The sequence below is a fragment of the Aeromonas sp. R4-3 genome, from assembly GCF_040908275.1.
In the GTDB taxonomy this organism is placed as follows: domain Bacteria; phylum Pseudomonadota; class Gammaproteobacteria; order Enterobacterales; family Aeromonadaceae; genus Aeromonas; species Aeromonas rivipollensis.
The window spans coordinates 26,094-50,810 of the sequence record NZ_JBFODK010000019.1 but is presented as its reverse complement, the minus strand read 5'-3'; the positions used below and the strand labels follow the sequence as shown (position 1 = coordinate 50,810).

Genomic DNA, 24,717 nt, shown 5'->3' with positions numbered 1-24,717 from the left:
TCCGGCCCGGGAGGAGTAAATCATGCTACTGGATCACGCCAATCAAACCTTCGATCAGTGCATCAAATGCACCGTCTGTACCGCCTACTGCCCGGTGGCCAAGGCCAACCCGGCCTACCCGGGCCCCAAGCAGGCGGGCCCGGATGGGGAGCGGCTGCGGATCAAGAGCCCTGAGCTCTTTGACAGCGCCCTCAAGCACTGCACCAACTGCAAGCGCTGTGAAGTGGCCTGCCCAAGCGGGGTGCGCATCGGCGACATCATCGCCAAAGCCAAGCACCAGTACAGCGGCTTCAAACCGGGGATCCGCGAGTTCGTGCTCTCCCACACCGATCTGATGGGCAGCATGTCCACCCTGATGGCCCCCGTGGTCAACTTCACCACAGGCCTCAAGCCGATGAAGCTGGTGCTGGACAAGGCACTGGGGGTCTCCTCCCACCGGGACCTGCCCAAGTATTCCCAGGGCACCTTCCGCGGCTGGTACAAGAAGCAGAAGGCCACCCAGGCCAGCTTCGAGCGCCAGATCGCCTACTTCCACGGCTGCTACGTCAACTACAACCACCCGCAGCTCGGCAAGGAGCTGGTGCAGGTGCTCAACGCCATGAACATAGGCATGCAACTGCTGGATCGGGAGAAGTGCTGCGGCGTGCCGCTCATTGCCAACGGCTTCATGGACAAGGCCAAGCAGCAGGCGGCCTTCAACATCAAGCAGATGGAGAACTCCCTGCTGGGCAACGAGATGCCGCTATTGGCCACCTCCTCCACCTGCGGCTTCACCCTGAGGGACGAATACCCCCACCTGCTGGAGCAGGACAACCGCAAGGTGCGGGATCGCATCTCGCTGGTGACCCGCTTCCTGTGGAACGAGTTCTACCGGGGCAACAAGCCAGCCATGAAGCCGCTCAACCTGCACATCGCCTACCACACCCCCTGCCACATGGAGAAGATGGGGGGCGTCATCTACACCCTCGAATTGCTGCGCGCCATTCCCGGGGTCAAGGTGACCGTGCTCGACTCCCAGTGCTGCGGCATCGCCGGTACCTACGGCTTCAAGTCGGAGAACTACGAGACCAGCCAGACCATAGGTGAGGGGCTGTTCGATCAGATAAACCGCCTCAAGCCTGATCTGGTGATCACCGACTGCGAGACCTGCAAGTGGCAGATCGAGATGAGCACAGCGTTCCGCTGCGAGCATCCGATCCACCTGCTGGCCCAGGCCCTGGCCTGACCGACCCGGGTGCCCGACTGATAACAAAAAACAATCCACGCAGAGATCCGCTTACGCGGTGATCAACCCGCAGTAACAAACAGGCAGTGATAAAACAAGAGCCGGCAATTGCCGGCTCTTTTCCATGGTGCTGTCTCCCTCAGATTCAGGGGTGCTGGATGATCAGGCTGTGCTGATCCAGCATGGACTGCAGTATGTCGTGGGAGGAGGAGCCGCTCAGGTTCCAGCCGCTCAGATCCACGTCCTTCAGGGTGATCTGCTGGGTCACCTGACCATCCCCCGCCGGGGAGACCGACAGGCTCACGTCGCTCAGCCCGCCGCTGCCTGCGGTCACAGACGCAGAGAGGTGGCCCAGCAAGCCATCCACGCTGTTGTCGGTCACCCCCTTGAGCAGGTCCGCCAGATCTATCTTGTCCCCCTCCTCCGGGTGGAAGTCGGTGACGGTGTCGATGGCCGGCAAGGCCGCCGTTCCTTCATCGCCACTGCCCCACACGAAGAGATCGCTGCCCGCGCCACCGGTCAGGATGTCGTTGCCCTGACCGCCCCGGAGCACGTCATCCCCCAGGCCGCCCAGTATGCGATCGTCGCCGGTGGAGCCGAACAGCCAGTCACTCTGATCCGAGCCCAGCAGGTCATGGCCGCTCTGGCTGTGGATGTTGAGGGTCTCCTCGGCCGATCTCAGGGTGCTGCCACCCGCGCTGGATTCCGCACTCAGGGTCAGGGCATGATCCCCCGCCGTCAGACCGCTGAGGTAGAGGGGCACGGACTGATCCCCCGGCAGCAGCCAGTCGCCGTTGCTGTCCGCATGACCCACGCTCTGGCCGTGCTCATCCACCACCTGGGCGCTCCCCAGATTCTGGATGCGGATGGAGAGTTCGCCGGTTGCCGGGTTGACCACGCTGGCGCTCAGGTTGAGCGGCACCCAGGCCCCTTGCAGGGCATGGATGTCGTGGGTGCCCAGGCTGAGCTGGGGATCGTCTGCCTCTGCGGTCACCTGAATGCCAATCTGGGCGCTGTCGGTCAGGACGCCGCCCGACCCGGTATTGCCCTGATCCGAGGTGGTGATGGTCAGGTTGTCCTGTCCCCAGAAGTCCTTGGCCGGCTCGTAATGCAGGTTGCCATTGATGAGGTTGTTAAGATCATCAAGGGAGCCCACCAGGGTGATCTCGCTGCTGCCAGCCCCCTGCACCGAGACGGCGCCCGCCGCCCCGAGCAGGGTCAGCATGCCGTGCTCGACCCTCAGCACCATGGAGATGGGGGCAGTGCCCGCATCCACGTCCTTCACGCTGATCCCGGCGAGGGACAGTGAACCATCTTCCTTCACCTGCATGGCAGCCGGCACCTGGGTCACAGGGGCATCGTTGCCCGCCTGCACCTCGATGGGCAGCACGTCTGTGTCGACCAGGGCGCCACCGCTGCCGGTGTTGCCCTTGTCATTGGTCACCATGGTCAGGGCATCCTGGCCATTGAAGTCCTGCTCGCCCTGATAGGTCACGCCGCCCGCCAGCAGGGCATTGATGGCATCTTGCGATCCGCTCAGCACCAGGGTATCGCTGCCGCTGCCAGTCACCGTCACCCCGCTGCCGTCCGCCAGCACCAGGGTGCCGTGCAGGACGGACAGACGCACCTCCATGGGGCTGCTGCCCGCATCCACGTCCTGTACCTGCAGGCCCTTGATGACGAAGGGAGTATCCTCCTGTGCCACCTGAGGGGTGCCCGGCAGCAGGTTGACGGGAGCATCGTTGACCGCTTGCACCTCGATGGGCAGCACGTCGGTGTCGCCGAGCGCCCCACCGCTGCCGGTGTTGCCCAGATCATTGGTGACCATGGTCAGGGCGTCATTGCCATTGAAGTTGCTATTGCCCAGATAGTCGATGCCACCACTGAGCAAGGCATTGATCTGCGCCAGGGTGCCGCTGAGCAACAGGGAACCGCTGCCGTCGCCGGTCACCGTCACTCCAGCGGCATTGAGCACCGTCAGGGAGCCGTGAGTCACCGACAGACGCACCTCTATGTTGCCACTGCCCGCATCCACATCCTTGACCTGTAAACCCTGGATGGTGAAGGGCTTGTCCTCCTGGGCCACCTGGGGATCCGTTGGCAGCACGTTGATGGGGGCGTCGTTGACCGGGCTCACCTCCACCTGGATGGTGCCACTGACCTCGGGGCCGAGGGCGCCGTTGTCCAGGCTCTGGGCCGTCACCTTGAGATCCAGGGTGCCATTGGCGTCGTTGGTCACCAGCTCCACGGCAGCCAGCTTGCCGCCCGTCGTGGTCACTTGCCAGACGCCGCCGCCCAGATCCACCACAGTGCCGGTCACCCCGCTCGGCAGACGGATCTCTGCCCCATCGGGAACCCCTTCTATGGTGACCCGCACCTGCTCCGGGCCGTTCTCGTGAACGTTGGTGGCGCTGCCGCCGGTGGCCTGGGTGTCCTTGGTCTCCAGCCCCAGGTTGAGGGTGACCACGTCCCCCTCGGTGCCACTCGCCTTGTCCTGAATGTCGGCGATGATGACATCCCCCACCGGCTTGACGGTGACGGTGAAGCTGTCGCTGGTCTCGAGGGGCATGGTGAGCCCCAAGTCCTGGGTGAAGGCGCTCAGGGTGAGCTCCACGTTGCCGCTGAAGTTGGCGGGCGGGATCAGGGTCAGCTTGGAGAAGTCTGTGCCCACAGGCACCTGCCATACGCCACCGCCGTTGTTGACCGCCGGTGCCGACAGGGTGAAGCCATCCGGCACGCCCTTGATCTGCAGCGCCACTATCTGTTCGGATCCATCATTGTCGACCAGGGTCGCGCCTAGCCCGCCGAGGCTGACGCTGCCATCCTCGTTGCCGCTCACATCCTTCACCGTGAGCTGGGCCGGATCATTGACCGGCAGCACCTCGAAGCTCGCATTGCCGCTCCAACTGCCCCTGTCCGTCCCCGTGGTGGCACTGTCCAGAATGTCGACCTTGATGCCCAGGGGTACCTGACCGCTGAAGTGCTCCCTGGGTACGAACACCAGATCCTTGAGATCATCGGGATCCGTCACCACCAGGGTATTGACCGGCTGGCCGTTGCCATCGAGGAAATGGCCGTATTTGGCATCCACTGTCAGGGTTACCCGCTCCACCGTCTCCAGGCCGCCGTTGGCCACCGAGGGGCTGATGTCCGCGAGTTTGACCGAGAGATCGAGGTGGATCTCGGTGTCTTCCAGGTTGCTCGGCTGACCGTTCACCTCCTTCACCTGCAGGTGCAGCTCGGGCTGGCCATCTGCGCCGCCCTTGATGTCCACCTCGGGGGTGATGGAGAGGGAAACGACCTTCTCCACCGTATTGGTGTTGCCACTCACTGTGTCGGTATTGACCAGACGCACGTTGAAGCTCAGGCCGCTGCCGGCGTAATCCTCCGGCAGGGTCAGGGTCAGCTTGTCGAGGTCACTGAGGCCACCCGGCAGCTTGATGAGGTACTCGCCGTTGACGAAGTCGAAGGTGAGCCCCTGCACGCTCACGCCGGGGGGCAGACCGGTGAGGACTATGCTGAGCTCGTCATCACCGATGTTTGCCGTCCCCAGGGTCACCATGCTCTTGAGCTGGGTGCCGAAGTTGACGCCGTGATCCTCTACCCCTGTGATGGGCTGGCTGTTGTCGAGATCGACGCCGGCCGCAAGCTGGCCAGAGTTGGTTGCACCTTTGAACTCGGCGCTGGTGGTGATCTCCCGATAAGCCGGTGCGCTGACATCCCCTTCGTTGTTGTCGCCAAGATCGATCACCTTGGCGCTGACCTTGAAGGTGGCAGTGCCGGTGAAACCATCCGGTGAACGCAGGGAGAAGCTCCCGAGGGCGCTGTTAGGCACTGTCCAGTTGCCCTGGCCGTCGTTGATCCCCCCCACCACCACGAAGCCGGGGGGCAGATCGCTGATGACCAGGTAGTCGATGACCTCATCGCTGGTCGGATCCCTGTCATCGAACACGAAGACATCTTTGAGCGGGATGTCATGACCATCCGGGCTGACCAGATCCCCACCCTGCTGCACCAGGTTGCCATCCGGTTCGACCACGGCCTGGATATCCACGTGCAGCTGACCATTGACCTCTTTGCTGACTACAACATTGGAATCCACATCCTTCTGAGTCACGGTGACATGGCTTTTGATGGTGGTGTCCCTATCGCTGTCTTGTGGCGCCTTCACCAGCAGCTGACCGCCGCCGAGCAGGCTCTTCAGATCCGCGTCACTCAACTCCACCTTGCCGCCCGTCACGTTAAGCTGGGTCTCGGCCCCGCCCACCCGGATCCAGATCTCGTAACCCGGCTCTATGTCGGAGAGGCTGAGGTGAGTCACCTTTTCGGCGCTGTCGGTCAGGTCCGGCTGCCAGTCGAGCACCGCGAACTCATCCTCCAGACCATGGCTGGTCTTGGCATAGTCACCGGCATCGATCGCGGGCTCCACCTTGATGGTGAGCGGAACATCGAAACTCTGGTGATCCCCGTCGTTCTCGGTCACCACCACGTGGCCGATGAGGTGGATATCGGCGGTGCTGTTGGGGGGCGGCTGGATCTGCAGGTTGCCCAGACTCGAGACGTCGACCTGATAGGTCGGCTTGCCCTGAGCGTCGAGCCCGGCGAAGGTCAGGGTGAGCTCCTTGCCGTTGCCATCGAACACCTTGGCCCCTTCCGGCAAGCCTTCCAGCACCAGGTTGAGGGTTTCGGAACCATCCCTCGTCGTCTCCCCCGACGTCAGTTTGAAGTCCAGCGGCGCCTTGCCATCTTCCCCTATGGTGGTGGTGTAACCCTTGCCATCCTGGCTCCAGCCGGTACTGTCCAGATTAAAATGAGGCTCATCCACCACCCCCACCAGATCCACATGCAGGCCCTGGCTGCCGGTCACCTTCTCGTTGACCACTGTCTGGGTCTGACCATTGGCATCGGTCAGGGTGGCGGTATCCTTTACCACCCCCTGGATGTTGAGATCGAAGTCGACGTTGCTGTCCTTCGGCGGCTCTAGCTTGAGCTCGCCGATGCGGGCATAGGGCACCTCGTAATAACCGTTCGCATCCAGGGTGACCGCCACGCCGCCGAGCCAGAGGGTGGCGCCGGCGGGCAGGCCGCTGATGCGCACGAACATCTGCTCGGAGCCATCAGCTGTATCCCCCAGATGGGCGAGCGCTATCTTGCTGCCCAGATCCAGCAGGCTGTCTTCCTTGCCCTGGATGTCGCGCACCGTCAGCTTGGCGTCATCCGCCTGCGGGTTGACGTTGATGATGAGATCGATGGGATCCCCAAGGGCCGTCTCCTTCCCGGTGACCACTGGGGTTTTCTCCGTGCTCACCGGCGTCACGACAAGCTTGATGTCACCGCTGTAGTCCTTGCCGGGCACGACTGTGATCTTGTTGATGTCCCCCGCAGAGACGGTATAGAGGCCGTTCGCGTCGGGCGTGAGCACCTTGCCGTTCAGGGTCAGGCTGCCTTCGCCGGACGCCCACCTGATCTGGTAGCTCAGGGTCTCGGAGCCATCGGTGTCGGTGAGCTTGGCCTGCACGTTGAGGGCTATGCCGGTGCTGTCCTCATCGGTGCTGTAGTGCTTATTCGTGCTGCCGTCATCCCAGAGCGGCTTGTCGGCAATGCCCTGCACAGTGATGGCCAGGTTGCCGGTCAGCACGGGGGGCTTGCTGCCTTCTGTGACGCCGACCTGCAACTGCACCGGGAAGCGAAGCGGGTTGCCGCCATCGCTCTGGCTCGAATAGTCGTGAGCGGGTACGAAGGTCACACCAGTCAACTGGAACTTGTCATCGGTATTGGCCACCGCCACCATGGCCGCTGGCGGCACCTGATACCAGGTCTTGCCACCCTGGGTGATGGTGGTGAGCGCAACACCGTTGAAGTAGAAGGTGCCATGGGCATTGGCCGGGGCCTGGATCAGCAATTTCTCAACGAACTCGCCCCGATCGAAGTCGCCTATGTCCAGGTTCATGGCGATGGGAATGCCCTGGCTTGGATCCAGCGCCCCCTCATCTTCCTGCCCGGTCGCAGCAGTCACGTTAAGGAGACCCGCCTCATCCCTGATGGTCAGGGTCAGCACCCCATCATCGGTATCCCCATCCCCGTCCACCAGGTGGAAGTCGACCTTCTGCACCAGGGTGTTGTTGCTGTGATCTATATCCGCCCGGGCGGTGAAGCTGTAATTCCCCTCGGCGTTGATCACCAGGGTGCCTATGGTCTGCCCTGTGCTGTCTGTGACCGCAATGGTGGTGTTGCCGCTGGCGGAAATGGAGTGTTCGACCCCGTTGATGGTGACCGATTTTATCACGGCATCGTCGGCTCCCTCGCTGGCGGTAGCCAGCAGATCGCCGCTCACTTTCGCCCCCTGGTTCAGGGTCTTGCTGTAATCGTCCGCCTCGGGCACATCGTCCCGCACGCTGACGTGACCTATCACCTCGCCGCTGAGATCCCCATCGCTGTCCAGGGCCTGCAACGGCAGCTGGATATCCAGCAGATCATTGCCCTGAGCACTGTGATCCAGATTGCCGGTCAGCTCGAAGGTATAACGGCCAGAGACATCCAGGGTCAGCTTGAAGATGAGCTTGCCCCCGCTGTCCTTGCCCAGATAGACACCCGGCTGGCTGTCGGCGCTGATGCTGACGGCCTTGCCCCCGGAGCTGAGCTGGTTGAGGGCGTTGAAGCGGGCCACATCCAGTTGCAGGGCCACCACCTTGTCGCTACCCGCATCGATGACCACCTGCCCGGTGGCTTTCTCCCCTGTACCCGCAGGGTTGGTGCCCCCGTGCTGACCAGTGCCGCCATTGAGATCCGACTCATTGACGGTGACACTCCCGATGGAGCTGATCACGGGGTTGGCGGCATCTTTGATCACTGCCGTTGTATTGCCGTTGATCACAGAGCCATCGCTGTCGGTCACCTGGACCGGCAGGGTCAGGGTGAGCTTGTCGTCGGCGCCGTGATCCAGGTTGGTGTGCACAGTGACCTGGTAATCCAGGGTCGCCGAGCTGTGGGCCGCTATGCTGCCCGGCACGCTCGGCAGGGTCACGCTCAGCACCAGGGTGCCGCTCGCAGTCACCCCCTGGAAGCTGTGACCGTTACTGCCCGGCACCTCCTGCCAGGTCAGGGTCTCCCCGTTGTGGGTGATGGCCTTGCCGCTGGCGTCCACGACCTGACCGGAGAGGGTCAGGCGTACGTCCACCACGGGATCAGAATCCGCCTTGATGGTGAGGGTGCCGGTGGCCTGCTGGTCGTCCGCCGTCTGGTTGCTGCCGGCCCCATCGAAGCGCCCTTCATTCAGGGTCACCCCGGTGAGGCTGAGGGTCGGTTTGTCCCCTTCCGCAACGCTGATGTTGAGGGTGCCCAAGGTGCTGTCGTTGTTGCCTGATCCCTTGTCGCTGTCGACGACGTTGACCTTGAACGGCAGCTCGGTGCTGTTGCCATTGCTCTGGTGTACCCCCTCGAACAGGGTCACCTTGTAGTCGAAACCGTTGCTGGCGGCGTTGTCGAGCTTGCCGCTGATTTCGACCTGCAGCACCTCGACCCGCACCCCGTTCACTTCCACATAGCCCTTGAGGATCTGGTTGCCCGGGATGCCGGCATCGCCGTCCACCAGTTCGTATTTCACGCTCTGGCCCAGGGCGGTCAGGGCCGGCTGCTCGGCAGGATCGGCGAACGACACCTCGCTCACCCGATCCGAGCCTGCGTCCACGGTGAAGTGGCCCGTGCCGGTCAGGGGGTTGCTGCCATCGAGGTTGCCCTCGTCCAGGCTCACCCCGCTACCCGCCACGAAGCCAGGCGCATTGCCGTCCTTGATGGTCAGCGGCAACTGGGTGGAGACCCTGTCCCCATCCTTGTCCGTGAGGGTGATGGCCAGGGGCAGGTCGAGGGACTCGCTGCCCTGGTGATCCAGCTCACCACTCAGGGTCACCTTGGTGGTGACGCTCCAGTTGCCGTTATTGTCCACCAGATCCAGCTCGGCGCGCAGCACCTCGCGGCCATCCGCGCTGGTCCCCACCAGATCCCCATTGGCATCCAGAGTGAAGGTCACAGGGCTGCCGTGGCTGCTGTACTTGCCGTTCAGGCTGCCTTGAATGGCCGCAATATCGAACTTGAGGCTGCTCTGATCGAGGGCATCCGAGCCGTGGCTCACGGTGAAGCTCATATTGCCCACCACGGCGGCGTCGCCCTGGTTGGCCTCGGTCAGGCTGGTGCCGGTCACGGCGCTGATCACCGGGTTGGCCCCATCGCCGATGGCGACACTTAAAGAAGAGGAGACTTTGTCCCCGTCACTGTCTGTGAGGGTGAAGCCCGCCTTGATCAGGCTGTCCGCACTGCCCTGATCCAGCGGCTGGTTCAGGGTGAAGACGTAGTGACCTTTCTGATCAAGCGTGAGGGTAAAGACGTTCTGGCCGTTGACGGCGCCGCTGATGCTGTTGCCGCTGATGCTGATGACAACGGGCTGGCCGCCGCTGGTGAGCCCCTGCAGGCCCGGCTGGCTGGCATCGAAACTGATGTTGGCAAGGGGATCGCTGCCGGCGGTGATGTTGAGATCACCGGACAGGGTCTGGGCCGCGCTCCAGTTGCTGTCCTCCACCAGAGTCAGGGAGACGGGGTCGACCTGGGGCAAGGCGCCGTCGGTGATCTGGATGTTGAGGGTGCCGAGGTTGCTCTGGTCGCCGTCAAAGTCGGTGCCTTGCACCTGCAGCCCCAGATTGACGCTGTTGGTGCCCACAGGTTGATCCAGCACGCCATCGAGCTTCACATGGTACTTGCCGTCCAAGTCCAGGGTCACGGTCAGCACCGTCTTGCCGCCCGCATCCAGCAGGGTGATCTGATTGCCGTTCACCTGATAAGTGGTCGGCTTGCCGCCGCTGGTGAGACCATCCAGGGCGGGCTGGTTCCCCTCGAAGTTCAGGGACACCAGGCGGTCGCTGCCCACATTGACCGGCAGTTGGCCATCCAGGCTCTGACCAGAGGCCCCTTCCTGCAGGCTGATGCCAGTGTCGGTGCCGAGGCTGGGATCCATGCCGTCATTGATGGTGACCTGGAGATCGGCGCGGGTCTCGTCACCGTCTATCTCCTTGGCAGAGATGGAGAGGCCGAGGGAGAGCTGGTCGCTGCCCTGATGATCCAGCGGACCATTGAGGGAGACGGTGACCTTGCCATCGATATCGCTGCCATTTTGGCTGGCTGTCAGCTCGGCTTTCAGCACCTCGACCCGGTTGCCGTTGGCATCCTGGTAATAGCCGGTCAGCAGGCGATCGCCGGTGAACTCGAAGCTGAGCACATGGCCGTCGCTGCTGAGCCCGCTGCCGTTCAGGCGGGTGAGCGTCGCGGCCTGATCGGCAAAGGCAAGAGAGTCCGCCAGCAGGGGATCGGCCTGGTGGCCGACCACAAACTCGCTCTGACCCACCACGGCGCCCTGCTGAGTGAAGCCGTCTTCCGTGAGTGAGATGGGGGCTATGGTGAAGTCCGGCGGCGTGCTGTCCACCAGCTTGACGGTGAGATTGGCGCTCACCAGATCCCCGTCGCTGTCGCGGTATTCGAGGGAGAACGGCAAGCTCTGGCTGTCCAGGCCGTGATCCAGGCTCTGCTGCCAGAGGATGCGATAGCTGCCGTCATTGGCCAGGGTCAGGGTGAAGACGGTGACACCCCCCGCGCTCGCGGTCAGGGTCTGGCCGTTTATCTGGTAGCTGAGGGCAGAGCCCTGGCTGGTGAGGCCGAGCTGCTCGAGGGCGCTCTGATCGGCGCCGAAGCTCACCTGCAGGTTGCCATCCAGGCCCGCCCCCGTGTGCAGGGAGCCGGTGGCGCTCACCGGGCCCTTGGCCAGATCCGCCTCGGACAGGGTCAGGGTATCGCTCTGGCCGATGAGGGGGGCGCCATCGATCACCCGGTTCCCCGCCAGATCCGTCACCTCGGCGCGCACCTCGAAGGGGCCTTGAATGCCGGAGAGATCCAGGCCATTGAGCTGCCAGCGGCCGTCGCTCCCCACCAGGGCGGAGCCGCTGTAAAGGGTCTGGCCGTTCTGGCCGATGAGGCTGATGGTGACGCGCTGGCCCGCTTCCACCTCTGTGGTGCTGCCGCTCAGGGTGACGTTGCCCTGGCCCAGCAGGCTCTGGGTGTCAAGATCGTCGATGTCGATACCAGCCCGGGTATCGACGGTAACGGTCAGGGTGTCGCTGGCTCTGTTGCCGGCGATGTCCACCGAATCGACGCGAAAATCATAGGCACCGTCGGCCATGTCACTGGGGATCTGGTATTGCCAGTTGCCGTTGCCATCCACGGTGAGCACGGTCAGAACGTTTCCGCCGAGGCTCAGGGTGACGGTGGCTCCGGGCTCTCCCTTGCCTTGCAGCAGCGGCGTGGTGTCGCGGGTCAGATCGTCCACCTGGCTGGCGCCGCTGTCGCTCTCGTCACTGAGATCCAGCGTGATGGTGGTGATGGTGTCGAGCAGGGTCTGACCGGTGTCGCTGGCCCGGTTGCCGGCCGCATCCTGGGTATCGGCCACTATGGTGAGCGGGCCGTCCACCAGCTTGCCGGTGACATCACCGAAGTTGGCCTCCCAGACGAAGCCCGGCAGCACCACTGTGGTGGTGGTGAGGCGGTTACCATCCTGGTCTATCAGGGTAACGGTGACGGTCTGGCCGACCTCCACATCCTCGACAAAGCCGCGAATGATGACGCCGGTCGCCTCGTCGGCGTTGATGATGTTGTCGGTGGTCTGGGGCTCGGTGATGGTGATGGCCGCCAGGAGATCCTGATCTTCCGAATAGAGCAGTTCGTCCCCTGGCTGGGCGCCCTGATGATCGGTGTCGAAGCCAGACTCCGCCAGGGTATATTCGCTGTTGAGATCCACCACCACGAAGCCGCTGGCGCTGGAGCCGACCACACCGCCACCCGTGGCGGCGGCCGCGTTACCGGCCGCGGTCTCCTCGAACAGCTCGGTCGGGTCGGCCCCCTGACGGATGGCCTCCTGCAAGCTGGCCAGCTCGGGATCCATGGCCAGGTTCGGTTCTGTCTGCGCCAGCTCGGGCTGGTCAGCGTTTTGGGTCTTTGCAGGATCGGCCAGCTCGAAACGCCCGTCCCCTTCGGTGAGCAGGCGCATTCCCGGCAGCAGCTGCATCCCCAGGGTGGCAGGGTGCAAGGAGCCATCGGCATCCATTACAAACACGGCACCCTCCACCTGGGTAACAAGAGTCGGTTTCTCTATTCGCAGCTCAGCCATACATCCTCCAACGGGTAAACACAGACAGTCCAGACCCACAAGGGTACAGGACGTCACCGTGACAGGCGGCTATTTTACCGCCTCTACGGACACAGATTCCTTCGTCATTTTCGAAAATATCGAAAGTAAATGCCGTAAACCTTCCTATTAAATTCAAAAAAGAGCTGCAATTCATGGAATAGCTCAGGATATAAGTCCGATTTTCTGCCTGAAATTAAGAATATAACCCTATTGGCACCCATTCATGCGACAGCTTCTGACCTGAACGCGCCCGACAGGCTTCCCCACTATTTCACCAGGGGAAGGCAAGGTATCCCCCCCCAACAGAAATAAAGAATAAATATTCATTTTCGCTTGGCAACACCCCAGGTCACAGAGGCCATTCCCCTGCTCTCCCGCCCTTTGGCACGCTCCTGCATCCCCGAGGCGATGGCCAGCCGCAGCGCATCATCATGGAGAGGTGATAGGGGTAACCACCAGATTGGGCTCAATAATTCAACCTGGATCTCATTTTTTGCATTAGCCCCCCATGCCAATTGATCTAGCGCAACTCCCACAGGGATAAATGATTATCCATTTTACCCATTTGGTATTATCTCCACGAGCAAATGCATAAAAATCATTTTTTATGCAGTCATAACAATTAATCGGCCTGCCATGCCCATCGACCATGGGCACAGATGTCCACGCACCAAGATGGAACGGTCAGGCTCGGCATGGACATTTTATCTGGGAGTGATGACCGTGGGTTCACATAACAAGCCATTTCGGCCGGGTCTGGCCGCCCTGCTGCTGACTGCCCTGCTGGGCACCAGCATGCTGGCACAGGCAGACGAGGCCGCCCCCGAGGGCAAGATAGAGGCGCGCAGCGAGCTGTTCGCCAAGGATCACGCCGATCAGTTCAGCAGCTGGAAAAACACCAGCGAGAGCCGGGAGCGCACCGACGCCCTGGCGGAAGATCCGCAGATGGTGGTGCTCTGGGCGGGCTACCCCTTCTCCAAGGATTACAACAAGCCGCGCGGCCACTTCTATGCCCTGACGGACGTGCGGGAGACTCTGCGCACCGGCGCCCCCAAGACCGCCGAGGATGGCCCCCTGCCCATGGCCTGCTGGAGCTGCAAGGGCCCGGACGTGGCCCGCGTCATCGACGAGAAAGGCGAGGATGGCTACTTCAAGGGGATGTGGGCCAAGGGCGGGCCGGAAATCGTCAATACCATAGGCTGCGCCGACTGCCACGACACCGCCTCGAAAGAGTTCAAGGAGGGCAAACCCGCCCTGCACCTCTCCCGCCCCTATGCCGACCGCGCCATGACCGCCATCGGCAAACCGTTCAAGGAGCAGGGCCGCTTCGATCAACAGTCCCAGGTGTGCGGCCAGTGCCACGTGGAGTACTACTTCAATGGCCCCACCAAGGCGGTGAAATTCCCCTGGGACAAGGGCACCACTGTCGAGCAGATGGAAGAGTACTACGACGAGATCGGCTTCGCCGACTGGACCCATGCCCTCTCCAAGACCCCCATGCTCAAGGCCCAGCACCCCGAGTACGAGACCTGGCGCGCCGGCATTCACGGCCAGAACAACGTCGCCTGCGTCGACTGCCACATGCCCAAGGTGCAAAACGAGCAAGGCAAGGTCTACACGGATCACAAGGTGGGCAACCCCTTCGATCGCTTCGAGCAGACCTGCCGCAACTGCCACACCCAGAGCAAGGAGATGCTGCAGGGGGTGGTCAAGCAGCGCAAGGATGCGGTGACCGAGATCAAATTGAAGGTCGAGAAGCAGCTGGTGCACGCCCACTTCGAGGCCAAGGCGGCCTGGGATGCTGGCGCCACCGAGGCGCAGATGAAGGACATTCTGCAAGACATCCGTCACGCCCAATGGCGCTGGGACTTCTCCATCGCCTCCCACGGGGTGCAGATGCACGCCCCTGAAGTGGCGCTGCGCATGCTGGGTACCGCCCTGGACAAGGCCGCCGACGCCCGCACCAAGCTGGCTCGCCTGCTTGCCGCCAAGGGGATCAGCCACGAGATCGCCATTCCTGACATCTCCAGCAAGGAGAAGGCCCAGGCCGCCCTTGGCATGGACATGAAGCAGATGAACAGCGACAAGGCCCAGTTCCTCAAGACCACAGTCCCCGCCTGGGATGCCGAGGCCAAAGCGGCCGGACGGCTCGCACAGTAACGAGATTTGCGGGCCCGCCGAATCGGGCCCGCAATCGGATGGAGGCTTCCTATGGGTGATTTAACGATGGATTTCTTACGACTGATGCTGATGGCGGCCATGCTGCTGACCAGCCTGCAGGGCCAGGCTGCCGAGGCGACGAGCGCGCCTGCGGCCCTGCCCCAAACGCATGACGTGGCGTTCTTGCGCAGCCCCGACAAGGCCTGCACCGACTGCCACAAGGAGCAGACCGAGGGGATGCATGGCAAGCATGGTCAGGCGACCAATCCCAACAACCTGGCACCTGTCACCTGCACCAACTGCCACGGCCAGCCCTCCCCCCAGCACAGGGAAGGGGTCAAGGATGTGATGCGCTTTAGCGACAGCTTCAATGAGAAGCAAGGTGACGATGGCTATCCCATCGCCGAGCAGAACGGGGTCTGCATGAGCTGCCACGAGCCCAAACCCCTGCGCGAGGCGCTCTGGGCCCACGACGTGCACGCCACCAAGCTCAGCTGCACCAGCTGTCACGCGCTGCACCCGGCCAAGGAACCCATGGTGGGGATAGCCGAAAAATCCCGCATCAAGATCTGCGTCGATTGCCACAGCAAGCAGCATCAAGCCAAGGCGGCCGGTCTGCAGGTCAATGCGGGCAAGGAGGTACCATGAGCTGCTCTCGTCGTGACTTTATGGCGGGGATGAGCGCGGGGGCCCTCATCATGATGACGGGGCCGGTGCGCGCCAGCACAGCCATCCTGGCCCACAGCCAGACCATAGACGGGGTCCGCTATGGCATGCTCCATGACGAGACGGCCTGCATCGGCTGTACCGCCTGCATGGATGCCTGCCGGGAGGTGAACCAGGTGCCACAGGGGGTCTCGCGGCTCGAGATCCTCCGCACCGGCCCCGTCGGCACCTTCCCCGATGCCGACTACCACTTCTTTCGCAAGTCCTGCCAGCACTGCGACAACGCCCCCTGCGTCCACGTCTGCCCGACCGGCGCCTCCCATATCCGCAAGGAGGATGGCATCGTCGACGTGGATCCGGACTTGTGCGTCGGCTGCATGTACTGTCTGGCCGCCTGCCCCTATCAGGTGCGCTTTATCAACCCTGTGACCAAGGTTGCCGATAAGTGCGACTTTTGCCGCAAGACCAACCTGGCGGCGGGCAAGGAGCCGGCCTGCGTGGCCTCCTGCCCCACCAAGGCGCTGGTGTTCGGCAATCTGGATGACCCGGACAGCCCGATTGCCAAACGGCTGGTGAAGGAGACCACCTACCGCTACAAGCAGGCGCTCGGCACCTCGCCCAAGATGTACCGCGTGCCCAAAGGGGAGATAACGTCATGACCATGCAAGCGGCATTTCACTTCCCCTCGCTGGTGTGGGGATTTGCCCCATCGCCATCTACCCCGGCCGTAACAGATGGAGGGAATGACCATGTGGCATGACGCATTTCACTTCCCTTCCCTCGTTTGGGACTGGCCCATCGCCATCTACCTGTTCCTGCTCGGCATCTCCGCCGGGGCTACCAGCCTCTCTGTGCTATTGCGCCGCAAAGGGGCCGGCAGCGAGAGCGGCATCATCAAGGCGACCGCCCTGCTGGCGCCACTCTCGGTGATCCTGGGGCTCTTGATCCTTATCTTCCACCTGGCCCGTCCCTGGACCTTCTGGAAGCTGATGTTCCACTACCAGTTCGATTCTGTGATGTCGATGGGGGTCATGCTGTTCCAGCTCTATATGGCGGTGCTGTTTGCCTGGCTGGCGGTGGTGTTTCGGGCCGAAATTGAGACCCTGCGCCGTCACCTGCTGAAAGAGAAGTTCGCCTTTGTGGATGGGCTGATCGCCCTGCTGGCCCGTTTCGAGCGGCTGCTGGCCCCGCTGTTGCTGCTGCTCGCCGTGCTGCTGGGGGCCTACACCGGCTTTCTGCTCTCCGCGCTCAAGACCTATCCGCTCTTGAACAACCCTGTGCTGCCGGTGCTGTTTCTGGTATCCGGTATCAGCTCCGGCATCGCCTCCACCATCTTGCTGGCGGTGACCCTGTTCAAGGAGAACCACCACAGCCCGGGCGTGAGCTTTGTGCATAGCTTCGAGCGCCCCGTGTTGGCGGTAGAGGTGTTGCTGCTGGTCTGCTTCTTTACCGGCCTCTACTTCGGTGGCGGTCAGAAGGAGGTGGCCATGTGGGCCGCCATCGGCAGCGGCTTCTGGGCCCAGGTGTTCTGGCTCGGCGTGGTGGGGATCGGCATGCTGTTGCCCCAGCTGGTCAGCCTGTTGGCCCCGGCGCCCCTGCGAGCCAAAAACGGCCACCTAGTGCTGGTCTGCAGCCTGACCCTGGTGGGGATACTGCTGCTGCGCTACTTCGTGCTCTATGCCGGTCAGATGACCGTTGTATAAGGGGAAATGCATGATTTGTAGCAAAAGCGACCATACGACGTCGGCTTGCAGCATGACCCTGATGGGCATGCTGCTGTCTGATGCTACGTCATCCTCGTATGCCGGCCAGATGACGGTTGTTTAAAAGTATGATCGCCAGCGCCAGCCACCCTCGGGGGACTGGCGCTGGTTTGTTTCCAAGAGTGTGGATGTTATCCCCCAGCGCCGGTGCTGTGCAGACGCTGCGGCATAACATAAACGAATGAACCTGGAGGTTGTGTGCTGGCGGAGTTCGGCTATCTCTCACTGCTGCTGGCAGCGGCACTCTCACTGCTGCAGGGCACCTTGCCCTGGCTGGGCTTGCGCCTCGCCTCCCCGCCCCTGCTGGGCTGCGCCAAACCGCTGGCACTGCTCAATGCCGCCCTGATCGGAATATCCTTGCTGCTGCTCGCCAGCTGCTTCGGGCTCGATGACTTCACTCTGGTCTATGTGGCCCAGCACGCCAACAGCACCCTACCCATGGGTTTCAAGCTGGCGGCGGTCTGGGGCGGCCACGAGGGCTCCATGCTGTTCTTCGTCTTTGCACTGGCCCTCTGGGGGGCCTTGGTGGCGCTCTGTTCAAAGCGGGTCGATCCATTGATCACCACTCGAGTACTGGCCATCATGGGACTGATCGTCGGGCTATTTGCCCTCTATACCCTGATCTTCTCCAGCCCCTTTGACCGGCAATTCCCCGGGCCGCTTGAGGGGCGCGATCTCAACCCAATGCTGCAGGATATCGGCCTCATCATTCACCCCCCCCTGCTCTATCTCGGCTACGTCGGCTTTGCGGTCAACTTCGCCTTCGCCATGGCGGCGCTGCACTCGGGCCGGCTGGACGGCGCCCTGGCTCACTGGAGCCGCCCCTGGGCGCTCGGCTCCTGGGTGTTTCTCACCGCCGGTATCCTGCTCGGCTCCTGGTGGGCCTATTACGAGCTCGGCTGGGGCGGCTGGTGGTTCTGGGATCCGGTGGAGAATGCCTCCCTGCTGCCCTGGCTGCTGGGCACAGCCCTGCTGCACGCCCTCGTCGTCTGCGAGAAGCGCGGCGCCTACGGCCACGGCGTGCTGCTGCTCTCCATCTTCACCTTCGCCCTGAGCCTGCTCGGCACCTTTGTGGTGCGCTCCGGGGTGCTCACCTCGGTGCACGCTTTCGCGGTGGATCCCAATCGCGGTCTCACTCTGTTGCTGCTGCTCGGTCTGCTATTGACCTGCGCCCTCACCCTGTTCGCGCTGCGGGCCGATACCCGCGCCCCCTACGCCCGCTTCGGCTTACTGTCAAAAGAGGGGCTGCTGGGCGCCACCATACTGCTGCTGTCGGTGGCCTGCGCCTGCGTGCTGCTCGGCACCTTCTACCCCATGGTGTTCCAGTCGCTGCACCTGGGCTCGCTCTCGGTGGGCGCCCCCTATTTCAACGCTGTTTTCGTGCCGCTGGCGCTGGTGCTGATGGCGCTCATGACCCAGATCCCGCGCCTGCGCTGGCAGGGGCTGATGGCATCTTCCCGCCTCAAGATGCTGCTGCCGCCCCTGCTCGGCCTGCTGGGGGGCGGCCTGCTCAGCCTAGGTTATCGCGAACAGGGAACCCTGGGCTGGAGCGGCATCCTCGCCAATATGATAAGCCTCTGGCTCATCGCGAGCCTGCTGCTCAATGTCTCATTCAAGACTCGCGATCTGAGTGCCAGCCGGCTCGGGAGCCTGCTGGCCCATCTCGGGGTGGCGGTATGCGCCCTCGGCATCGCCCAGGTGAGCCACCACAGCCAGGAGGGAGGCACAGTGCTCGCCGCCAATAAACCCTATCGCCTCGGCGCCCATGAATTTCGCTATGAGGGGAGCGAGCCGCTGATCGGCCCCAACTACACGGCCGAGCGCATCACTGTCAGCGTGCACAAGGATGGCCGGGAGGTGGCCAGGCTGGCCCCGGAGCGGCGCCACTACAGCGTGCGCACCATGAACATGAACGAACCCGGCATCCAGGGGGGACTGTTTGGGGATCTCTACGTGGTGCTCGGCGAGAAGATGGGGCCCGGGGCCTACGCCATGCGGCTGCACCATAAGCCGCTGGTGCGCTGGATCTGGCTCGGCGGCATCTTGATGATGGCGGGCGGCGCCCTGCGTCTGCTGGGGCGCAAGCCATTGCTGGCAGCCCAACCGCAGACCGCTGCACATCAAGTCGCGGGCTTGCTCCCCAAGGAGGCGCCATGAGTCCGCGCCTGCGTCTCTTCCTCCCCCTGATAGTCACTCTGGGCCTCGGCGCCCTGCTCTGGCTCGGCCTTGGCAAGGATCCTTACCGCCAGGACGAGGCGACCCTGGGGCGCACCCTGCCGACCTGGCAAAGCGAAAACCTGCTGGATGGGGGGATTATTGATACCGCTGAGCTAAAAGGTGAGCCCTTTGTGCTCAACGTCTGGGCCAGCTGGTGTCCGAGCTGCCGCGCCGAGCATCCGCTGCTCAGCGAGCTGGCCAAGACTGTGCCCCTCTACGGTCTCAACTATCGGGACAAGGGGGACGCGGCCCGCGCCTGGCTTATCCAGGCGGGCAACCCCTATAAGGCCGTGCTGGCAGACCCGAACGGCAAGCTGGCGCTGGAGCTCGGCGTCTACGGTACGCCGGAGACCTATCTCTTTGCCGCCGATGGCACCCTGCTCAGCCGCCACACGGGGGAGCTCACCAAGGAGGTCTGGCAGCGCCAGTTTGTGCCCCTGCTTGCCAGGGCCCGTGCCCTGCCCACCCCACAGGCGGAGGGGCAGCCATGAAGATCCGCCCCCTCATCAACCCGTTGCTGATGGCCATCACGCTGATCATCGCACTGAGCCCGGCGGCCACGGCCAGCGGGGTCGATACCTACCAGTTCCAGCACCCCGAGTTGCAAGCCAGGGCCCAGGATCTCGCCCGTGCCCTGCGCTGCCCCCAGTGCCAGAACCAGAACCTGGTGGAGTCCAACTCCCCCATAGCCCGGGATCTGCGCCTCGAGGTCTACCGCTGGATAGACGAAGGACAGAGCGACGAGCAGGTGATCGCCCGCATGACGGAGCGCTTTGGCGATTTCGTGCGCTACGATCCCCCCTTCAAGGCCAGCACCCTGATGCTCTGGACCGGCCCCCTTCTGCTGCTGGGGCTGGCGCTGAAACTCCTTCGTCGCCGCCTGAAGGCCAGAGGGGAGCTGGCCATTCCGCCCGATGGCAGGGTCAACCTACGTGAGAGAGATACCCGCAGCGCATTGAATCGCCTCATCATGGTAAGGGAGCAGGCAGGCCTCTCCCCCCATGATCCCCTCTATCGGGAGCTGGCAGCCACCCACCTTGCCAGTGCCACGCCTGTCGCCGAGCTGGCCCTGCGCGAGCGGCTGACCCAGGCCCCCGGCCGCAGCAGGCAGCACGCGCGCGCCCTGCTGCTGCTCGGGATAGTGGCGATAGGCGCCGTTGCCGCCTGTTATGCCGCCAGCGGCCGCTATCAGGCCTGGCAGGCCTATCAGTCCCGCCCCGATCCCCTGGCGGGGATGAGTCCACGGGATCTGCAGGACAAGGCGCTCGGCGCCCTGCACCAGCGGCTGCAGCGCAACCCCGCCGATCTCGAAGCCTGGGCCGAGCTAGGCCAGTTGTATCTGTATCGGGACGAGTACGACAACGCTCTGCTCGCCTACCAGCGCCTCGCCCTGCAGGAGGGGGGCGCCAGCGCCGCCACCCTGGCCGCTCAGGCAACAGTGCTCTATTACCAGGCGGGCCAGCGACTCACCCCGCAGTCGCAACGCCTGCTCGATGACGCCCTCAAGCAGGACAAGGGGGAAGTGAGCGCCCTGATGCTGCTCGCCTCCGATCACTTCCTGCACGGTCGCTACCGCCAGGCCATCACCCTGTGGCAGCAGCTGCTCGACAGCGAGCGCCCCCGCATCAACCGGGCCGCACTTATCGAGGCCATCCAGACAGCCCGCATCATGGGGAGCTAACCGGGGACAGGGCGGGACGCAGAAAATGGGGCAAGGGGCGCCGAACAACCCCATAATGCAAACCGTGATTTCACGACGACAAGGTACAGGCATGATCCCCATTCGCTGCAACGCCGTTGCCGGAGTGGCACTATCTGAAATCGATGGCCAGATAAAGATGTTGCTGATGAACAGGGTCAAGGGTGGCTTCTGGTGCCATGTGGCGGGCACGGTCGAGGCGGGTGAAACCGGCTGGCAGACCATAGTGCGCGAATTTGGCGAGGAGACGGGCATCAAAGTGACCGAGCTCTATAACGGCCAATATCTGGAGCAGTTTTACGACGCGGCCACGAATTCCGTGATGGTGGTGCCTGTGTTCGTGGTCTATTGCCCGCCCCATCAGGCTGTGACCCTCAACGACGAGCACACCGAGTACCGCTGGTGTTCGCTCACCGAGGCCAAGGCACTGGTCAGCTTTCCCGGACAGCAGGCGCTCTATGACCATGTCTGGCACCATTTTGTGGCGCGCAGCCCCTCGCCGCTGATGAGGGTGGCGCTGCGCTGATCCGGGTCGGCTGGCATCCCCCTCGCAGCCCCTGCCGGCGCCTATCTTCCCGACACAAAGAGGATTAATGGTGCCTTCGGTCCAATGCCGCCCCGGAAGGTGCAAAAAGAGTAGCAATGATTGGTCAGAAAGGGCATATAGTGCGCCCCATGACGGGCTGAACCAGGCCAATGTGCGTGCCATACATGGCTCATTATGAATCCCGTGAGAGGGCGCTATAGCCGTGAAATCGGTTATTTCAAGGTGAGCCATCCCATAAAATGGAAATATCGGGCCGTCAGACGTTGTGAAGCGTCAATTACCGTCATATAACTTAGCCAAATGTCCCTGTCAGTCGTAGTAGAGCCAAACCATGAACCTTCGTCCTTTTCTTCCCCTGCTGCTCGGCGCCTTCCTCCTTCCCGCCAGCATGGAAAGCGCCCATGCCAACCCGTTTTCTGCGACCTCTTCCTCCACCAACAGCCTGATAGCACCACGCACCAATCTCGCCCTGGGATCCGATGCCTTCGTGGTCGCCAACCCCAGAACCGGGGAGATCCTGGCTGAACGCAACGCCAACCGGGTGATGGCAATCGCCTCCATCACCAAGCTGATGACGGCGCTGGTGGTGCTGGATGGCAACCAGCGCCTCAACGAGATGCTCACCGTCACCATGGACGATGTGGACAGGATCAAGGGCACAGGTTCCCGCCTGGCCATAGGCTCCCGTCTCAGCCGCGCCGACATGTTGCACATCGCCCTGATGTCGTCGGAAAACCGGGCCGCCTCTGCTCTGGCGAGACACTACCCCGGCGGTCGCCGCGCCTTCATCGAGGCGATGAACGCCAAGGCCCGCATGCTCGGCATGTGGAGCACCCATTTCGCCGACAGCACAGGGCTCAACCCGCGCAACGTCTCCAGCGCCCACGATCTCGCCAAGCTGGTGGCCAGCGCCTCCAGCTACCCGCTGATCCGCCAATACTCCACCACAGAGCACAGGCTGGTGCGCAACGGCAAACGCCAGATGCAGTACCACAACTCCAACCGCCTGGTGCGGGAAGGGAGCTGGCCCATCATGGTCTCCAAGACCGGCTACATCCGCGAGGCGGGTCGCTGCCTGGTGATGGACACCAGGGTCAACAATGAACCCGTGGTCATGGTGCTGCTTCACGCCAATACCACGGATGAGCGGGTGGCCGACGCCAAGAAGATCAGAACCTGGCTGGAAACTTCGGGCCGCATGACCCTGACCGCCCAGTCCACGCCCCGCACCAAGCTGTTCAGCAACCAGTAACGGTCACAGAAGGCCCCCGCACCGACAGGTGCGGGGGCCTTCCCATTGCGCCTCTCCCCTCGCAAGCCGGCACGACCTCTTTCCCGTCCCACTGTGATCCCATCCTGATTGCGCTTCGTTATGCAGGCAGAGATCGGTCAACCCAGTGAACGAGGCGGAACATGCACCTCAAACCTCATCTACCCGAGAAAGTCTGCCCCGTCTGCCAGCGTCCCTTCACCTGGCGGCGCAAGTGGGCCCGCTGCTGGCAGGAGGTGCGCTACTGCAGCGAACGCTGCCGCCGTCAGAAGGAGCACGCCTGATGGAGCTGCGCCTCATCCTCGGGGATCAACTGAACGCCGGTCACAGCTGGTTTCGCACGCCGGATCCCGCTGTCTGCTACCTGATGGCGGAGCTGCGCCAGGAGACGGACTACTGCCGCCATCATCGCCAGAAGGTGCTGGCCTTCTTTGCCGCCATGCGCGCCTTCGCCGCCGCCCTCACCAAGGCGGGCCACCGGGTCTGCTACCTGACCCTGGACGAGAGCGCCCCCTGGCCCGATTTGCCCAGCTTGCTGGCGGCCCAGATCGCCCACCATCAAGCCGAGCGCTTTGCCTGGCAGAGCCCGGACGAGTGGCGCCTTACCAACCAGTTGAAAACCTGGGCCGCAGGTCTTGCCATCCCGGCCCGCGAGGTGGACAGCGAACATTTTCTCACCCCCCGGGATGGCTGGCGGCACTACCCCCACAGCCGGATGGAGTTCTTCTACCGCGCCCTGCGAAAGCAGTACAAGGTGCTGCTCGATGAAAATGGCCAGCCCCTTGGCGGGCGCTGGAACTTCGATAACGAGAACCGCGCCAGACTGCCGGAGCGCCAGCCCATACCGGCAACCCTCACCTTTGCCAACGAGGTGAGCGACATCGATGCCATGCTGACCCGCCACGGCGTCGCCACCATTGGCACAGCCGATGCCGCCGCCCTGCCCTGGCCCGTCTCCCGGCGCCAGAGCCGCGCGCTGCTTGAACACTTCCTTACACACTGCCTACCCCACTTCGGCCGCTATCAGGACGCCCTGAGCGAGCGGGGCTGGAGCCTGTTCCACAGCCGCCTGTCGTTTTCGATGAACAGCAAGATGCTCCATCCCCTCGATGTGATCCGTGCCGCCGAATCCCACTGGCAGGCCAATCAGGCCACCATCACCCTGGCACAGGTGGAGGGCTTCATTCGCCAGATCCTCGGCTGGCGCGAGTTTGTCCGCGCCCTCTACTGGGAAAAGATGCCGGACTATGGTCGCGTCAATGCCCTGGGGGCCGAGCGCCCCCTACCCGGTTTCTTCTGGAGCGGGCAGACCCGGATGGCCTGCGTGCGCCACGCGATCCAGCAGTCCCTTGATCACGCCTATGCCCACCATATCCAGCGGCTGATGGTGACCGGCAACTTTGCCCTGCTGGCGGGGATCCATCCGGATGAGGTGGATGCCTGGTATCTCGGCATCTATGTGGATGCCATCGAGTGGGTGGAGCTGCCCAACACCCGCGGCATGAGCCAGTTTGCCGATGGCGGTCTGATGGGCAGCAAGCCCTACGCCAGCAGCGGCGCCTACCTGGAGCGGATGGGTCACTACTGCAAAGGGTGCCACTACGAGGTGAAGGAGCGCAGCGGGCCGGACAGTTGCCCGTTCAACAGCCTCTACTGGCACTTTTTATGGCGCCATCGGGAGAGGCTCGGCAGCCACCCCCGCCTCGCCCTGCCCTATGCCAACTGGGATGGTCAGCCAACCTCCCGGCAACAGGCAATCCTGGCGACGGCGGAGCACCATTTGCTCCACCTGGAACGACTCTGAATCTACCGGATTTAATGCCAGAAAGTGAGCAAATGACAACATTGAGAGCCAGTTAACAAAATGTGAATGGTGATAATCACCAATGATAACGACACCAGTTGAATATCCTGTGGCGGCTGATTAAGGTGGAGGCCCCAGTCAA

General features: G+C 63.0%; 13 protein-coding genes. 12 read left to right on the top strand and 1 reads right to left on the bottom strand.

Features of this window, described 5'->3' with window-relative positions:
• The first annotated feature begins 22 nt into the window (after positions 1–22).
• Complete coding sequence (gene glpC, locus AB5Y91_RS03515) at positions 23–1,225, top strand: anaerobic glycerol-3-phosphate dehydrogenase subunit GlpC (RefSeq protein WP_368169092.1); 1,203 nt, start codon at positions 23–25, stop codon at positions 1,223–1,225.
• Positions 1,226–1,370: 145 nt separating this feature from the next.
• On the opposite strand, the gene AB5Y91_RS03510 is transcribed toward glpC, so the two are convergent.
• Positions 1,371–12,428: a retention module-containing protein gene (locus AB5Y91_RS03510; protein WP_368169091.1), complete on the bottom strand. Its 11,058-nt coding sequence runs from the start codon at positions 12,426–12,428 to the stop codon at positions 1,371–1,373.
• Between the two features lie 738 nt (positions 12,429–13,166).
• Here AB5Y91_RS03510 and nrfA point away from each other — a divergent pair.
• From nrfA to AB5Y91_RS03455, 11 genes are all read left to right on the top strand, one after another.
• The gene (gene nrfA / locus AB5Y91_RS03505) at positions 13,167–14,609 is read left to right on the top strand and encodes an ammonia-forming nitrite reductase cytochrome c552 subunit (protein WP_234568563.1); all 1,443 of its coding nucleotides are present in this window, start codon (positions 13,167–13,169) and stop codon (positions 14,607–14,609) included.
• Between the two features lie 51 nt (positions 14,610–14,660).
• Complete coding sequence (gene nrfB / locus AB5Y91_RS03500; RefSeq protein WP_368169090.1) at positions 14,661–15,257, top strand: cytochrome c nitrite reductase pentaheme subunit; 597 nt, start codon at positions 14,661–14,663, stop codon at positions 15,255–15,257.
• Positions 15,254–15,934: a 4Fe-4S dicluster domain-containing protein gene (locus tag AB5Y91_RS03495; protein WP_368169089.1), complete on the top strand. Its 681-nt coding sequence runs from the start codon at positions 15,254–15,256 to the stop codon at positions 15,932–15,934. Before nrfB ends, AB5Y91_RS03495 begins: the two co-directional genes overlap by 4 nt.
• A gap of 90 nt (positions 15,935–16,024) precedes the next feature.
• On the top strand, positions 16,025–16,978 hold the full coding sequence (nrfD, locus tag AB5Y91_RS03490; protein ID WP_368169103.1) for a cytochrome c nitrite reductase subunit NrfD: 954 nt from the start codon (positions 16,025–16,027) through the stop codon (positions 16,976–16,978).
• A 258-nt stretch (positions 16,979–17,236) separates the two neighbouring features.
• Positions 17,237–19,195: a heme lyase NrfEFG subunit NrfE gene (nrfE, locus tag AB5Y91_RS03485; RefSeq protein ID WP_368169088.1), complete on the top strand. Its 1,959-nt coding sequence runs from the start codon at positions 17,237–17,239 to the stop codon at positions 19,193–19,195.
• The gene (locus tag AB5Y91_RS03480; RefSeq protein WP_368169087.1) at positions 19,192–19,746 is read left to right on the top strand and encodes a DsbE family thiol:disulfide interchange protein; all 555 of its coding nucleotides are present in this window, start codon (positions 19,192–19,194) and stop codon (positions 19,744–19,746) included. Before nrfE ends, AB5Y91_RS03480 begins: the two co-directional genes overlap by 4 nt.
• Entirely contained in the window at positions 19,743–20,936 is a 1,194-nt protein-coding gene (nrfF, locus tag AB5Y91_RS03475; protein WP_368169086.1) for a heme lyase NrfEFG subunit NrfF, read from the top strand. Before AB5Y91_RS03480 ends, nrfF begins: the two co-directional genes overlap by 4 nt.
• Before the next feature lie 91 nt (positions 20,937–21,027).
• Positions 21,028–21,480: an NUDIX pyrophosphatase gene (locus AB5Y91_RS03470; RefSeq protein WP_234689845.1), complete on the top strand. Its 453-nt coding sequence runs from the start codon at positions 21,028–21,030 to the stop codon at positions 21,478–21,480.
• 352 nt (positions 21,481–21,832) lie between these two features.
• Complete coding sequence (gene pbpG / locus AB5Y91_RS03465) at positions 21,833–22,753, top strand: D-alanyl-D-alanine endopeptidase (RefSeq protein WP_139744283.1); 921 nt, start codon at positions 21,833–21,835, stop codon at positions 22,751–22,753.
• 161 nt (positions 22,754–22,914) lie between these two features.
• On the top strand, positions 22,915–23,055 hold the full coding sequence (locus tag AB5Y91_RS03460) for a DUF2256 domain-containing protein (RefSeq protein ID WP_163137860.1): 141 nt from the start codon (positions 22,915–22,917) through the stop codon (positions 23,053–23,055).
• Positions 23,055–24,575, top strand: coding sequence for a cryptochrome/photolyase family protein (locus AB5Y91_RS03455; RefSeq protein ID WP_368169085.1), 1,521 nt, complete (start codon positions 23,055–23,057; stop codon positions 24,573–24,575). Before AB5Y91_RS03460 ends, AB5Y91_RS03455 begins: the two co-directional genes overlap by 1 nt.
• The last annotated feature ends 142 nt before the right edge of the window (positions 24,576–24,717 follow it).